10 protein-coding genes are annotated in these 14,245 nt (G+C 61.5%); 5 read left to right on the forward strand and 5 right to left on the reverse strand.

Features of this window, described 5'->3' with window-relative positions:
* Positions 1–25 precede the first annotated feature (25 nt).
* Positions 26–1,357 (forward strand): DUF58 domain-containing protein, encoded by a 1,332-nt coding sequence (locus RHP75_RS16520; RefSeq protein WP_311089156.1) that lies wholly within the window; start codon positions 26–28, stop codon positions 1,355–1,357.
* A 29-nt stretch (positions 1,358–1,386) separates the two neighbouring features.
* On the opposite strand, the gene RHP75_RS16525 is transcribed toward RHP75_RS16520, so the two are convergent.
* The 3 genes from RHP75_RS16525 to RHP75_RS16535 all read right to left on the reverse strand — a co-directional run bounded on the left by RHP75_RS16525 (position 1,387) and on the right by RHP75_RS16535 (position 3,415).
* Complete coding sequence (locus tag RHP75_RS16525; protein ID WP_311089157.1) at positions 1,387–2,124, reverse strand: nitroreductase family protein; 738 nt, start codon at positions 2,122–2,124, stop codon at positions 1,387–1,389.
* Between the two features lie 96 nt (positions 2,125–2,220).
* Positions 2,221–2,703, reverse strand: a complete 483-nt coding sequence (locus RHP75_RS16530) for a glutathione peroxidase (RefSeq protein ID WP_160085392.1) — start codon at positions 2,701–2,703, stop codon at positions 2,221–2,223.
* A 226-nt stretch (positions 2,704–2,929) separates the two neighbouring features.
* The gene (locus RHP75_RS16535) at positions 2,930–3,415 is read right to left on the reverse strand and encodes a peptidylprolyl isomerase (protein WP_090248959.1); all 486 of its coding nucleotides are present in this window, start codon (positions 3,413–3,415) and stop codon (positions 2,930–2,932) included.
* Between RHP75_RS16535 and RHP75_RS16540 the strand changes: the two genes are divergently transcribed.
* The 4 genes from RHP75_RS16540 (at position 3,384) to RHP75_RS16555 (ending at position 8,215) form a co-directional block, all read left to right on the forward strand.
* Positions 3,384–3,755, forward strand: a complete 372-nt coding sequence (locus tag RHP75_RS16540) for a DUF3565 domain-containing protein (RefSeq protein ID WP_310284356.1) — start codon at positions 3,384–3,386, stop codon at positions 3,753–3,755. The genes RHP75_RS16535 and RHP75_RS16540 overlap by 32 nt on opposite strands.
* The gene (locus RHP75_RS16545) at positions 3,756–4,943 is read left to right on the forward strand and encodes an acetate kinase (protein WP_311089158.1); all 1,188 of its coding nucleotides are present in this window, start codon (positions 3,756–3,758) and stop codon (positions 4,941–4,943) included.
* A gap of 27 nt (positions 4,944–4,970) precedes the next feature.
* Positions 4,971–7,064: a phosphate acetyltransferase gene (gene pta / locus RHP75_RS16550; RefSeq protein ID WP_311089159.1), complete on the forward strand. Its 2,094-nt coding sequence runs from the start codon at positions 4,971–4,973 to the stop codon at positions 7,062–7,064.
* A 239-nt stretch (positions 7,065–7,303) separates the two neighbouring features.
* Entirely contained in the window at positions 7,304–8,215 is a 912-nt protein-coding gene (locus RHP75_RS16555) for an acyltransferase (RefSeq protein ID WP_311089160.1), read from the forward strand.
* Positions 8,216–8,235: 20 nt separating this feature from the next.
* On the opposite strand, the gene RHP75_RS16560 is transcribed toward RHP75_RS16555, so the two are convergent.
* Both RHP75_RS16560 and RHP75_RS16565 read right to left on the reverse strand, forming a co-directional pair.
* Positions 8,236–10,386 (reverse strand): EAL domain-containing protein, encoded by a 2,151-nt coding sequence (locus RHP75_RS16560; protein WP_311089161.1) that lies wholly within the window; start codon positions 10,384–10,386, stop codon positions 8,236–8,238.
* Positions 10,387–10,457: 71 nt separating this feature from the next.
* Positions 10,458–14,219, reverse strand: coding sequence for a CHASE domain-containing protein (locus RHP75_RS16565; RefSeq protein WP_311089162.1), 3,762 nt, complete (start codon positions 14,217–14,219; stop codon positions 10,458–10,460).
* Between the last annotated feature and the right edge of the window lie 26 nt (positions 14,220–14,245).

Genomic DNA, 14,245 nt, shown 5'->3' on the forward strand with positions numbered 1-14,245 from the left:
AGCCCGCATTGAAAGGCGCTATCGCATGAAACCCTCACGCGCGCTGCTGGCGCTGCTCGCCGGTCTGTTCGTGCTCGGCATTGTGCTGGGTATCTGCAGCGCCCTGGGCGTTGCCGTGCCGCGCAGCTTCACCCCGATTTACTGGGGCCTGCTGCTGGTGCTGCTTGGCCTGACGCTGATCGACGCTCTGCTGCTACGCCAAGTACCTTCGCCGCGCCTCGAACGCCAGCTGCCCGGCAACTTGCCGCTGGGTCGCTGGAGCGAAGTGCGGCTGAATCTGCACCACAGCTACCCCCGTGCGCTGCAAGTGGAGGTATTCGACCATCTGCCCGGCGATATGGCCTTCGAGCACCTGCCGCTCAAGGTTGATCTGCACCCGGGCGAGCAGACGCAGGTCAGCTACCGCGTGCGCCCGCTGCTGCGCGGGCATTTCCACTTCCCGCAGTGCGAAGTCAGCCTGCCCAGCCCCATGGGGCTGTGGCGCGCCCGGCGTTATCTGCCGGTGGCCGGTGAAACCCGCGTCTACCCGGATTTCGCCCGGCTTTACGGCGCGCAACTGATGGCGGTGGATGACTGGCTCAGCCAGCTGGGCGTACGCCAGCAGCAACGCCGCGGCCTGGGTCAGGAATTTCACCAACTGCGCGAATTTCGCGACGGCGACACCCTGCGGCAGATCGACTGGAAGGCCACCGCGCGCAAACGCACACCGATTGCCCGCGAGTATCAGGACGAGCGCGACCAGCAGATTGTCTTCCTGCTTGATTGCGGCCGGCGCATGCGCAGCCAGGACGGCGAGCTGTCGCATTTCGATCACGCTCTCAACGCCTCGCTGCTGCTGAGCTACGTGGCACTGCGCCAGGGCGATGCGGTCGGCCTGTCGACCTTTGCTGGCGAGCAGAACCGCTTCCTCGCCCCGGTCAAAGGCCAGGCGCAGCTGAATGTGCTGCTCAATGCCCTGTACGACCTGCGCAGCACCCAGCAACCGGCAGACTTCACCGCCGCCGTGGAAAATTTGCTCAGCCGTCAGCGCCGTCGCGCCTTGGTGGTACTGGTGACCAACCTGCGTGATGAGGATGATCAGGCCCTTCTCGGCGCGGTCAAACGCCTGAGCCGCCAACACCGCGTGCTGGTCGCCAGCCTGCGTGAGGAAGTGCTGGATACCCTGCGCCACACCCCGGTGCAGGACCTCTCCAGCGCTCTGGATTACTGCGGCACACTTGACTACCTGAATGCCCGCGCCGGCCTGCACGAACGCCTAATTGCCAACAAGGTGCCGGTGCTGGATGCGCGGCCGAGCGAATTAGGGCCGCAGCTGGTGAGCAGTTATCTCGCCTGGAAAAAGGCCGGTGTTCTCTAGCAGTGGCTGATCCCAACACGTTACGCGGCTCACAACCACGTCACGTGCTGTTCCAGCGGAAAGCGCAGACGTGGGTTGTACACGCCCTTCTCGTCCTGCTTGCCCACCGCCAGCAGCATGATCGGCAAGGCCTGGCGCGGGATGTTCAGCGTCTTGCGCAGGCGCACCTCATCGAAACCTTCCATCGGGCAGGTGGCATAGCCATGGCTCTGGAAGGCCAGCATCAGGTTCTGCGCCGCCAGAGCCGTGGATTTCACCGCCCAGATGCGCATCTGCGCCTGGCTGTTGGGCGCGCGCATCAACGGTTTGCGCCAGGCTGCCACCCGCAGCAGCTGACGTTTGAACAGCCCAAACAGACCGAATGGGCCCTGGTTGTACTGAAAGGGTGCGGTCTTGTTGTAGAAGCTGCGAATCCGCGCGGGCACCTCCGGCTCCGGCCAGTAGTCGATGATGTTCTGGCAAGCCTGCTTCCAGGTGTCCGGCCGCGCCAGTACGGCAATGATCAGCGGCGCCTTGGCGGCGTTCTGACTCATGCACACCGGGTGCAAGCGGGCCAGCAACGCCGGATCGCGAATCACTTGGAAACTCCAGGGCTGCAAGTTGCAGGAGTTGGGCGCGAGCACTGCCAGTTCTAGGCAATCACGCACCACCTCATCAGGCACCGCTTCGGCGGTAAAGCGGCGGACTGCGCGGCGGCTTTCGATCAGCTCACGCAGTGCGGCGGGGGTCGCGGGAGAAATGGCGGTATCAGCGGGAAACAGGCTCATCAGGGGCATCCTCGGCAGGTTGCCCGATTAAGCCGCGATGCCCAGCCACGAACAAGCCGTATACCGGCTTAGTCCGCAGCCTTGGCGCAAATGGCCTTAACCCAGCGCCTTTTCGATGGCCTGGATCAGGCTCGGGTCATCTGGCGTGGTGCGCGGCGAGAAGCGCGCCAGCACACGGCCATCGTGACCGACGAGGAACTTCTCGAAATTCCAGGTGATATCACCTGGAAACTCGGCGCCCTCGCCTGCCAGCAGACGATACAGCGGATGGCGGTCCGGCCCATTCACCTCAAGCTTGCTGCCCAACGGGAAGGTCACGCCATAGTTGAGACTGCAAAACGCGCGAATGGCGTCCTCGCTGTCGGGTTCCTGCTCGGCAAACTGATTGCACGGCAGCCCCAGCACGCTGAAGCCCTGTCCTTTGTATTGCTGATAGAGCTTTTCGAGGCCCGCGTACTGTGGCGTCAGGCCACACTTGGAAGCCACATTGACCACCAACACCACCTGCCCCTTGAAGGGTGCCAGCGGCAGCTCTTGGCCATCCAGTGCACGCAGGTTGAGGTCGTGAAAGGCACTCATGGTCTAACTCCTTGAGAACACAAAGGTTACGTGTAGCGGACAAAAAATGGCCGGGAGCCATTTTTAACGTCGCACCGCGACGGCCCGCAGGGTGAGCCGCCAAGGATGGTGGCTCATAAAAAAGGCGCCTATCTGAAGGCGCCTTTCTTCTGTTGCAGCTTAGCAGTCAAGCCAACGGTTGATACGACCATAAGTCGACTCGTGGCGACCACATAAGGCTAAACCATCAATGATGGTGACCACCTTCGCCATGGATATGGCCATGCGCAACTTCTTCTTCGCTGGCATCACGCACGCTGACAACCTTGACCTTGAAGTGCAGGCGCTGGCCAGCCAGTGGGTGGTTGCCGTCAACGATCACGTCGTCGCCTTCCAGCTCACGGATAGTAACGATCTGCATGCCGCCGTCCGGGCCGGAGGCGTGGAACTGCATGCCGACTTCCAGCTCATCAACGCCTTCAAACATCGAGCGATTGAGGGTGGCTACCAGCTCGGCGCTGTATTCGCCGTAGGCATCTTCTGGCTCAACGGCCACGTCCAGTTCGTCACCAGCTTGCTTGCCCAGCAGGGCTTTTTCCAGGCCACCGATGATGTTGCCGGCACCGTGCAGATAAGCCAGCGGCGCGCCGCCTGCGGAACTGTCGATCACCTCACCGGCATCGTTAGTCAGGGTATAGTCGATGGAGACGGCCTTATTGGCGGCGATCAGCATGGGGCGAGACCTTTTGCTTGGAAATAAAGAGCGGGCAAGTTTACCCAAGGGCACGCGCGAAAGCGAACCGGACACGGACGGACGGCCACACGTGGCCTCAGTGCGCGTGCTTGATTTTCGTCAGGATGAGCACGGCCATTGGGTGGCAGTATTGTCCTGCGGCCATACTCAGCACCTGCGCCACCAGCCGCCCTGGCAGAATCGCGCATGGGTGCTCGATGCTCAACAACGCCAGGCGCATGTGGGCGAACTGTTCCTCTGCGGCTGGTGCGCGGCTGAAAATAGCGCAAGCGAGGCGACGACAGAACGCCCGAACCACGATTTGAACAAGGAGCGGTAAATGCCCGCACGCAATATTCTGGTGATCAACTGCGGCAGCTCATCAATCAAGTTTGCCCTGATCAACGAAGACCAAGATGCCTTTATTCTCAGCGGTCTGGCCGAACGCCTAGGCAGCCCGGATGCACAAGTCCACTGGCAACAAGGCGATAGCAAAGACAGCCTGATACTGCCCCATGCCGATCACCGCGCCGCCCTTGCCCAGGTATTGCCCCTGGTGCAGGCCGCCGCTGGCGGCCAACTACACGGAATCGGCCACCGCGTGGTGCATGGCGGCGAGCATTTCACTGCTGCCTGTCGATTGGATGCGCTGAGCCTTGCGGCGATTCGCGCCACCGCTCCGCTGGCACCGCTGCATAACCCGGCCAACCTGCTGGGCATCGAAGCGGCGATCAAGCTGTTCCCCGACCTGACTCAGGTTGCAGTGTTCGACACGGCCTTTCACCAGACTCTGCCCGAACACGCCTACCGCTACGCCCTGCCCGAGCATCTATATCGCGAACACGGCGTACGCCGCTATGGCTTCCACGGCACCAGCCACCGTTTTGTCAGTCAGCGCGCTGCAGAAATGGCCGGGCTGCCGGTCAATGCCAGCTGCTGGCTGGTGGCACACCTGGGCAATGGCTGCTCGACCTGCGCCATCGTCGATGGGCAAAGCCGCGACACCAGCATGGGCCTGACGCCGCTGGAAGGCGTAGTGATGGGCACCCGCAGCGGCGATGTCGACCCCAACCTGCACAGCCACCTGGCGCGCACCCTGGGCTGGAGCCTGGAGCAGATCGAAGCCATGCTCAATAAAGACAGCGGCCTGCAGGGCCTGTCTGGTTTATCCAACGACATGCGCACCCTGGAGCAAGCCCGCGAGCAGGGCCATGCCGGCGCCACCCTGGCCATCGAGGTGTTCTGCTACCGCCTAGCCAAATCCCTGGCAGCCATGAGCTGCGCACTGCCACAACTCGACGGTCTGGTCTTCACCGGTGGCATCGGCGAGAACTCGGCGCTAATCCGCAGCAAAACCGTCACTCACCTGAAATTGCTCAACCTGGCCCTCGACGAACCGGCCAACGCCCGCACCGTGCGTGGTGCGGGCGGACCGATCCAGGCCCACGGGCACCCGCGCGTGATGGTCGTACCGACCAATGAAGAACGACAGATTGCCCTCGACACCCTGGCGCTACTCGAAGCCTGATCGTCACCTGACTACTACGGAGCGCGAATGCACACTTTCTTTATTGCCCCCACCGGTTTCGGTGTCGGCCTGACCTCGATCAGCCTGGGCCTGGTCGGCGCCCTGGAGCGTGCCGGTCTCAAGGTCGGCTTTTTCAAACCCATCGCCCAACCGCATCAGGGCGACATGGGCCCGGAGCGTTCCAGCGAGCTGATCGCCCGCACCCACGGCCTGCACTCACCCAAGCCGCTGGCCCTGGCGCATGTCGAGCGCATGCTCGGCGACGGTCAGCTGGATGAACTGCTGGAAGAAATCATCAGCCTCTATCAGCAGGCCGCTGCAGATAAAGACGTGGTGATCGTCGAAGGTATGGTGCCGACGCGCCAGGCCAGCTACGCCGCGCGGGTCAATTTCCACCTGGCCAAAAGCCTGGATGCCGAGGTGATTCTGGTTTCCGCACCGGAACAGGAAAGCCTCAGCGAATTGAGCGACCGAGTGGAAATTCAGGCCCAACTGTTTGGCGGGCCAAAAGACGAGAAAGTGCTCGGGGTGATCCTCAACAAGGTACGCAGTGACGATGGCATCGAAGCCTTCGCCAATCGCCTGAAAGAACTCTCGCCACTGCTCAAGGGCGATGACTTCCGCCTGCTCGGCTGCATCCCCTGGCTAGAAGAACTGAACGCCCCACGTACCCGCGACATCGCCGACCTGCTCGGCGCGCGGGTGCTGAATGCCGGCGATTACGAGCAACGGCGCATGCTGAAGATCGTGCTCTGCGCCCGCGCCGTAGCCAACACCGTGCAACTGCTCAAGCCTGGCACCTTGGTGGTGACGCCAGGGGACCGCGACGACATCATCCTCGCGGCCAGCCTGGCCGCGATGAACGGTATGCCGCTGGCCGGTTTGCTGTTGTGCAGCGACTTTGCGCCTGACCCACGCATCATGGAACTGTGCCGAGGTGCGTTGCAGGGCGGCTTGCCCGTAATGACGGTCAGCACCGGTTCCTACGACACCGCGACCAACCTCAACCGGTTGAACAAAGAAATCCCGGTCGACGACAAGGAGCGTGCAGAGAAAGTCGCCGACTTCGTCGCCAGCCATATCGACCATGAATGGCTATTCGCCCGCTGCGGCACGCCACGCGAGCTGCGCATGTCGCCGCCGGCGTTCCGCTATCAGCTGGTGCAACGCGCCAAGGCGGCGAACAAACGCATCGTTCTGCCGGAAGGCAGTGAGCCACGCACCGTGCAGGCAGCGGCCATCTGCCAGGCGCGCGGCATCGCTCGTTGCGTACTGCTGGCCAAGCCGGAAGATGTTCACGCCGTGGCCCACGCCCACGGTATCGAACTACCGGAAGGGCTGGAAATCCTCGACCCGGACCTGATTCGCGAGCGCTATGTCGAGCCTATGGTTGAGCTGCGTAAAGGCAAAGGGCTGAACGCCCCCATGGCCGCCGCGCAGCTGGAAGACACCGTGGTGCTGGGCACCATGATGCTGGCCCTGGATGAAGTCGACGGCCTGGTTTCTGGCGCGATCAACACCACTGCCAACACCATCCGCCCCGCCTTGCAGCTGATCAAGACGGCGCCGGGCTACAAGCTGGTGTCGTCGGTGTTCTTTATGCTGCTGCCCGACCAGGTGCTGGTCTACGGTGATTGCGCGGTAAACCCTGACCCGACAGCGGTGCAGTTGGCGGAAATTGCCCTACAAAGCGCGGCCTCGGCCAGCGCCTTCGGCATCACCCCACGGGTGGCGATGCTCAGTTACTCCACTGGTGATTCCGGCAGCGGCGAGGAAGTCGAGAAAGTCCGCGAAGCCACCCGCCTGGCAAAGGCCATCGACCCACAACTGCTGCTCGACGGCCCGCTACAATACGACGCAGCAGCGATTGAAAGTGTCGGCCGGCAGAAAGCCCCCGGCAGTCCGGTCGCAGGCCGTGCCACGGTGTTTATCTTCCCTGACCTGAATACCGGCAACACCACTTACAAGGCAGTACAACGCAGCGCCGATTGCGTCAGCGTCGGACCGATGCTGCAGGGCCTGCGCAAGCCGGTAAATGACCTGTCACGCGGGGCACTGGTCGACGACATCGTCTACACCATTGCCCTGACCGCGATCCAGGCCGCCAACCTGCCGCAGTAACGCGCAGCCAGGGCCGCTCAACAGCGGCCATGGCCAGGAAAAGCGCTAAAAATCCGCGAAACGCAGCGATCACCAACGTTTCGAAAGGCTTGCAGTTCGATGCACAGGCGTTAACCTGTGCGCCGACCGATCTGCGGTGGAAAACCGCAGGCGTAGATAAGTCGGGGATCAAGCCGCTTGAGCGCCACAGCAGTGGCCCGCAACCAGCCTGGCCCCATTTTCTGGAGGCACCTGCCCCAATGCTGCATTTCCTGCCTGCTCCACTGCGCGGCCTGCTTGCCGGCCTGATGCTCGCCCTGAATACCCTGATCTGCTGCTGGCCGCTGTTTGCCGTGGCCTTGCTCAAACTGCTACTGCCCATCCCAGCGATCCAGCGTGGATTGCGTTTTGTCATGCATGGGATTGCCGAGTTCTGGATCAGCACCAACAAGTTCTGGATGAACCTGGTTGGCCGCACACATTGGAATGTGGCGGGCCTCACCGGTTTCGACAAACAACACTCCTACCTGGTGACCAGCAACCATCAGAGCTGGGTGGATATTCTGGTGCTGCAGTACCTGCTTAACAGGCGCATGCCGCTGCTGAAGTTCTTCCTCAAGCAGGAGCTGATCTGGGTACCGGTGATCGGCCTGTGCTGGTGGGCGCTGGAATTCCCGTTTATGAAGCGCTTCAGCAAGGAGTATCTGGCCAAGCACCCGGAAAAACGCGGCCAGGACCTGGCCACCACGCGCAAGGCCTGCGAGCGCTACAAGACCAACCCGGTGTCGGTGTTCAATTTCCTCGAAGGCACGCGTCTGTCGCCGGCTAAGCATGCGCAGCAGCAGTCACCGTTCAAGCACCTACTCAAACCCAAGGCCGGCGGTATTGCCTTTGTGCTGGATGCCATGGGGGAGCAATTGCATAGCCTGGTCAATGTCACCATCCATTACCCGCAGGGCAACCCCGGTTTCTGGGGCCTATTGTGCGGACGGATTGATCAGGTCGTCGTGCGCTTCGATCAGCTGCAGATTCCCAAGGAATTTATTGGCGGCAACTACGATCAGGACGAAGCCTACCGCCTGCAGTTCCAGCAATGGGTCAACCAGCTGTGGCTGGACAAGGATGCGCAGCTCGACGAGCTGAAGAAGCGCTATCCCGCGCTAGGCCGCTAGCGCTGCACTCTCAAGCCCGCCTAGCCAGCGGGCTTTTCATTGCGTAACGGCAAATTGTGCCAATCCAGCTGCGCGGGGAAGGTTTTGATCTGCTCGGCGTTTAGCCCCGGCGCGACTAGAAAGCCCTGCATGATTGCGCAGTTGTGCGCTGCCAGCCAATCACGCTGAGCCATGGTTTCCACACCCTCGGCGATCACCTCCAATCCCAGGTTGCGGCCCAGATCGATGATGGTGCTGACCACCGCAGCATCACGCGGCGAGTCGAGCATATTGGCGATAAACAGGCGATCGATCTTCAGCGTATCCAGCTCGAAATGACGCAGGTAAGCCAGTGACGAATAACCGGTGCCGAAATCATCGATGGCGATCTTCACCCCGAGCTTACGCAACTGACGCAGCTGTTCCTGGCTGGTTTCCAGATCCTGCATCAACGCGCTTTCGGTAACTTCCACTTCCAGCTGTCGAGGGTGCAACTGGTGCTCTTCAAGCACCCGGCGCAGGTCATCGACCAGCTGCGGCATGCCGAACTGCACCGGGCTGACATTCAGGCTGAGCACCAGATCGTTGCCGAACTGCTGGCTCAGCTGTTGGCATTTTTCGATCCCAGCCTGGAAGATCCAGCCACCCAGGCGATTGATCAGACGAGTTTCCTCCAGCAGCGGAATAAACACCCCCGGCGCCACGGTGCCGGCAACCCGATGCTGCCAACGCAACAACGCTTCGAAGCCACGCAGGCGTCCGCTCTCCAGGTAGATCTGCGGCTGGTAGACCAGGACGAAATCATCATTCTCGATGGCGTTGCGCAAGCTTTCCTCAAGCATCAACCGTGAGCGCGCGCGGCCGTTCATTTCCTGTGAGAAAAAGCGGTACTGCTGACGACCGGTGCGCTTGGCCTCATACATGGCCATGTCAGCGGCGCGCAGCAAGCCTTCCACGGTTTGCCCACACTCAGGGAAACAGGCAATGCCCACACTCGCGCCCAGAGTCACCTCGATACCGTCAAGGTTATGCCGCACCGACACCTGCTCGATCAGCTTTTCGGCGATGCGCGCGGCGTCTTCCGGGTGCTCCAGGCTGTCGAGCAGGGCAGTGAACTCATCGCCGCCAATCCGCGCCAGGCTGTCATAGGAACGCAGGCTGGCCTTTAGCTGTTCACCGACCAGTTTGAGCAAGCGGTCGCCCACGTCGTGGCCGAGGGAGTCATTGATCCGCTTGAAGCCATCCAGATCGAGATAAAGCACCGCCATACGCTGGCCGCTGCGTTCGATCCGCGACAAAGCCGACTCCAGCGCCTGATAGAAACCACGCCGGTTGAGCAGACCAGTCAGGGCATCAGTAATCGCCTGTGACTCCAGTTGCTGATGCAGGTGGCGCACAACCGACATATCCAGTGCCATCACTACCATGGCGTGCTGCAGACGTGGCAAGGGTGAACAGGACAGCGCCACCGGCACCTGTCCGCCGTTCAGCGTGCGTAAGTTGGCGTCATGCAGGCGATAGGCCTCACCGCGCCGCCAGCGCAGGTAAAACTCGGACAGCCGCCAGTCGCTGGTCACTTGCGGGCTGACCAGATAGGAGAGCATTTCACTGCCTTCCAGATCACTGATCGAACCTTCCAGCATCCGCGCCATGGCCGGGTTGGCGAAATTGATACGGCCATCTTCACCCACCACCATGATGCCTTCGGCGGCGTTGTCCAGCACCGAGGCATTGAAGGCCCGGGCGGTGTCCAGCTGCTGGGTCAGCTGCAGCAGCTCGCTGCGGTTGCGCTCATGCTCGAGCAGGGCGTGAATCTTGTGGCGCAATACGCTGGGATCGAACGGCTTGAGCATAAAATCCACCGCACCGGTGGAGTAACCCTTGATCACCGAATCCTGGGTCTGTGCGATGGCGGAAACGAAAATGATCGGGGTATAGCGCGTACGCGGGTTGCCACGCATCAGCCGCGCGACTTCAAAGCCGTCCATGTGCGGCATCTGCACATCCAGCAGTACCAGGCCAACGTCTTCTTCAAGCATGCACTGCAGAGCGCTCTCGCCCGAGTCGACACAGCGCAGTTGCCAGTCGCCTTCTTCCAGCAGAGCCTGCATGGCCACCAGGTTTTCCGGGCGGTCATCCACCACCAGCAGAATCTGCGTGCTGGGCACGATCTTCAGCTGTACATGTGCCATATATCCTCCCTTGTCCCTGGCGAGCGTCTTGCGGTTCCTGTTGCGGTTGAGGTTAGCAGGCCGCAGCAAAACTACTGCGGCGGTGCCGCCGATGCCTCGAACGAGCCCGTGCGTGGATCAGCTGCACCCAGCCAACGCACCAGCAGCTCGAGCAAGGCCTCGCGGCTGACAGGTTTGGCCAGGTAATCATCGGCGCCAGCGGTTATGCACTTTTCCCGGTCGCCTTTCATCGCATGGGCAGTCAGGGCGATGATTGGAATGCGGCAGCCATGCTCGGTCTTGAGCAGGCGGGTGGCGGTGTAACCGTCCATGGTCGGCATGGCCATGTCCATCAAAATCAAATCGAACGGCTCACGCTCGTAACTGTTGATGGCCTCCTGACCGTCCTTGGCCGAACTGATGATCAGCCCGACTTCATCGAGCAGAGCCGTAAGGGCATAGACATTGCGCACGTCATCATCGACCAACAACACGCGCCGGCCTTCCAGTGGATTGTCGATTCTTGAGGTTACCGCCCGTACAGGGTCGCGCACGCTGCCCAGAAAGCCCTGCACGGCCTCGCTCAGCTCCTGCATATTCTCGCCGTGTTTGTGCACCACCACCGCGCTGTAACGACGTAGGCGCTGCAGGGTCTGGCGGGTGACATCGACACCGGTATTGATCACCACCCGCGTGCCATTCAGCGGGCGTTGTCGGTCGAGGGTTTCCAGCAATTCGAAGCCGTCCTGATCAGGCAGATCAAGGTCGATCACCAATGCGCTGAACATCCCGCCTGCATATGCCCGCTGCGCTTCATCGGCACGCGAGCAGGCCTGCACGTCAAAGCCCAGCTGCTGCAGATGCTCACGGTAATGCTCACGCTCAACCTCGACATCCTCGACCAATAGCAGGCGTTGCGCTGGCGACTGGTCGAGCTGCTGTAGGTCGACAAATACCTGCTCCAGATCCGCGCGCTGAATCGGCTTGACCAGGTAACGCGTACCGTCATCGTTCCAGTCCGCTGGTTGCGGTACGCAGGAGATGATGTGCACCGGCGTAATGCGGTGGCTGGCCTGGCTGCGCAGGCGGCGAAACAGCTGCCAGCCGCTGATATCTGGCAGCAGAATATCCAGGATTACCGCACTGAAACGCTCGCTTTGCAGCAGGTTGAGCGCCTGCACCCCGGAGCGGCAATGCACGCTGGCAAAGCCATGGGCGTGCGCCTCTTCGGCCAGCACCGCGGCAAAATTCACGTCGTCTTCAACAATCAGTACCGCTGGGCCTTCACCACTGCGCTGCGGCGCGTCCACGGCCGACTCCACCTGAGTCTGCGCCACCACTCGCACCGGCAGTAGCACGGTAAAGCAGGAGCCCTCGCCTAAGGTGCTTTGCAGGTTGATCTCGCCGTCCATCGCCAGCACCAGCTGGCGGGTAATCGCCAGACCCAGCCCGGTGCCGCCGAAGCGTCGACTGGTGGAGCCGTCGATCTGCTGGAAGGCCTGAAATATCTGCTCATGCTGCTCGGCAGGGATACCAATACCGCTGTCGCGCACGCTGAAATTGAGCCGCTCATAGCCCTCCTCCGGCTCACCACTGGCGCAGGATACGGTCAGGCTGACTTCACCATGCTCGGTAAACTTCAGGGCGTTGGACAGCAGGTTACGCAGAATCTGCTGCAGGCGGACGCGGTCCGTGTGAATCACCCGCGGCACTCCGGCCTCCAGTTGCGTGTGCAGGCGCAGGCCCTTGATCTCGGCCATCGGCCGCAGGCTGGCATCCAGCTCGACAAGAACATCCTGCATGTTCAGCGGCTCGAGCTTGAGCTGCATACGCCCGGACTCGACCTTGGCCAGATCAAGCACATCGTTGATCAACTGCAGCAAGTCGCTGCCGGCACGGTGCACGATATCGGCATGCTTGGCCTGTTTCTCGGTCAGGTTGCCGGCACTGTTCAAGCGCAGCTGGTCGCTGAGGATCAGGATGCTGTTGAGCGGCGTGCGCAGCTCGTGGGACATATTGGCGAGAAATTCCGACTTGTAGCGATTGGCCAGAATCAGCTGCTCGGCCTGATCGCGCAGGCGCTGCTCGGCGGCTTTGCGCTCGCTGATGTCGATGATCACCGCCTGTACCAGCGCCCCCTCACCCCCACTGATCGGCGACAGCCCCACCTCCAGTGGAATCTGTCGGCCATCGCGATGCTGGCCGAACAGCTCGCGGTTATTGCCCATGCGCCGCGGTTCCGGATTGCGCTGATAGCCCTGGCGCATCGGCACATGGCTGCCACGCAAAGCAGTGGGCAGCAGGATCTCCACCGGTTGCGCCAGCAAGGCCTCACGGTCATACCCAAACAACTGCTCGGTCTGCCGATTGACCATGGCGATACAGCCGTTCTCGTCGATCAACACAATGGCATTGGGAGAGGCCTCGACCACCAGGCGAAAGCGCTCTTCGGCGCCTTTACGGGCGCGCAGATCAATCAGGTTGATCAGGTAATTGACACCACCCGAATCGCCCAACACGCTCAGACTGAGCGCCACCGGCACTTCTTCCCCAAGGTCGCGGCGTGCTTGGTACTCGTTGGACAACTCAGCGCTGTCACGATCAATCGCCAGCGAACTGAGCTGCTCAATACTGGGCAAAAAGCGTTTGACCCGCTCCCCGACCAATCCTTCGGGTGTTGAGTCGAGTAAGTCGGCGGCGCTGCGGTTGGCCATTTCGATCCGCCCCTGGGCGTTGCACAGCAAGGTGGCCACAGGCAGGCGCTCAATCAATAGACGGAAGCGTTCTTCACGCTCCCGTAACTGGTTGGTCGCCAAGTGGTTGGCATGCAACTCACGTTCGCGCAGATACAGGTAGCCGCCAACCAGCAAGGCCAGCAAGGCGGCAGCCACCAGCCCCAGCCACAGGCTGGCATGCCCCTCTGGGTTGGCCTGCTCGGCGTTATAGACGGCCGTGCTGCTAACTTCCAACAACCAATTACGCCCGTACAAGGGCAGCTCGATGGCATGACGGAACGAGGCGTCCGCGTCAGCGCCTTCTATCCCACCGCTGAGCAACAGCATGTCGGGAGCCTGCTGATCCCTCAAGGTGATAGCAAAACGGCTGGACTGGGCGCCCAGAATCCCTTCCATCAAATCATGGCTGCGAAAGACAGCGTGGAGCGTGCCGAGCACAGCAGCGCGCCGCTCCTCGGGGGTACTCAGCGGCCTACCAGGCTGATACACCGGCAGGTACAACAGTACGCCGGCCTGCACATTTTCTTCGGTTTCCTGCAGCAGAGTGACCGGCGCGCTCAGGGTTGCAACGCCACTGTCCATGGCTTGATCAACCGCCGCTCGGCGTACGGCCTCGCTGAGCATGTCAAAACCCAGAGCCCTTCGATTGCGCCAGTCCAAGGGGCTGATGTAATCGATCAACAGGTAGTGTTCACGCTGACCCGACGGAAACACGCGGAAGCTCTCACGCCCAGCCGCATGTTCCGCGGCGAGGAACGTTTCAAGCTGTTCATGAGCCACATAGCGGGCCCACGCCAGCCCCTGAATACCGGGGTATCGATCCTGCAACTGCAGCTGATCAATCGCGCGTTCCCATTCTTCACGCGACACATGGTCGCTGCCCGCCATCAAGCCCGACGTACCGCGCAACACCATTTCATACGCCTGCATGCGACTGACGACGCGCTGGCTGATATCCAGCGCTTCCACCTCAAACCGTTGCTGACGTTGTTGATGGTCACGCTGAGCCAAAGCCTGCCATTGCCAGAGCGACACGCTGCCAAGGCTGACCAGCACAAACAGAGTGGCCCACAAGGGTAGCCAGGGTTTACGGGCGAGAAATATGAGTCGATCGTCCATGCGCTCTCCAGTCATCGTCCATGTCG

Origin of the sequence: Pseudomonas sp. SG20056, from assembly GCF_031764535.1 — a bacterium.
Lineage (GTDB): Bacteria > Pseudomonadota > Gammaproteobacteria > Pseudomonadales > Pseudomonadaceae > Aquipseudomonas.

Bases quoted from the DNA above. Each gene is read 5' to 3' on its own strand.
- RHP75_RS16520 (WP_311089156.1), top strand. From the start codon at position 26: ATGAAACCCTCACGCGCGCTGCTGGCGCTGCTCGCCGGTCTGTTCGTG.
- RHP75_RS16525 (WP_311089157.1), bottom strand. From the start codon at position 2,124: ATGAGCCTGTTTCCCGCTGATACCGCCATTTCTCCCGCGACCCCCGCC.
- RHP75_RS16530 (WP_160085392.1), bottom strand. From the start codon at position 2,703: ATGAGTGCCTTTCACGACCTCAACCTGCGTGCACTGGATGGCCAAGAG.
- RHP75_RS16540 (WP_310284356.1), top strand. From the start codon at position 3,384: ATGGAGACGGCCTTATTGGCGGCGATCAGCATGGGGCGAGACCTTTTG.
- RHP75_RS16535 (WP_090248959.1), bottom strand. From the start codon at position 3,415: ATGCTGATCGCCGCCAATAAGGCCGTCTCCATCGACTATACCCTGACT.
- RHP75_RS16545 (WP_311089158.1), top strand. From the start codon at position 3,756: ATGCCCGCACGCAATATTCTGGTGATCAACTGCGGCAGCTCATCAATC.
- pta (WP_311089159.1), top strand. From the start codon at position 4,971: ATGCACACTTTCTTTATTGCCCCCACCGGTTTCGGTGTCGGCCTGACC.
- RHP75_RS16555 (WP_311089160.1), top strand. From the start codon at position 7,304: ATGCTGCATTTCCTGCCTGCTCCACTGCGCGGCCTGCTTGCCGGCCTG.
- RHP75_RS16560 (WP_311089161.1), bottom strand. From the start codon at position 10,386: ATGGCACATGTACAGCTGAAGATCGTGCCCAGCACGCAGATTCTGCTG.
- RHP75_RS16565 (WP_311089162.1), bottom strand. From the start codon at position 14,219: ATGGACGATCGACTCATATTTCTCGCCCGTAAACCCTGGCTACCCTTG.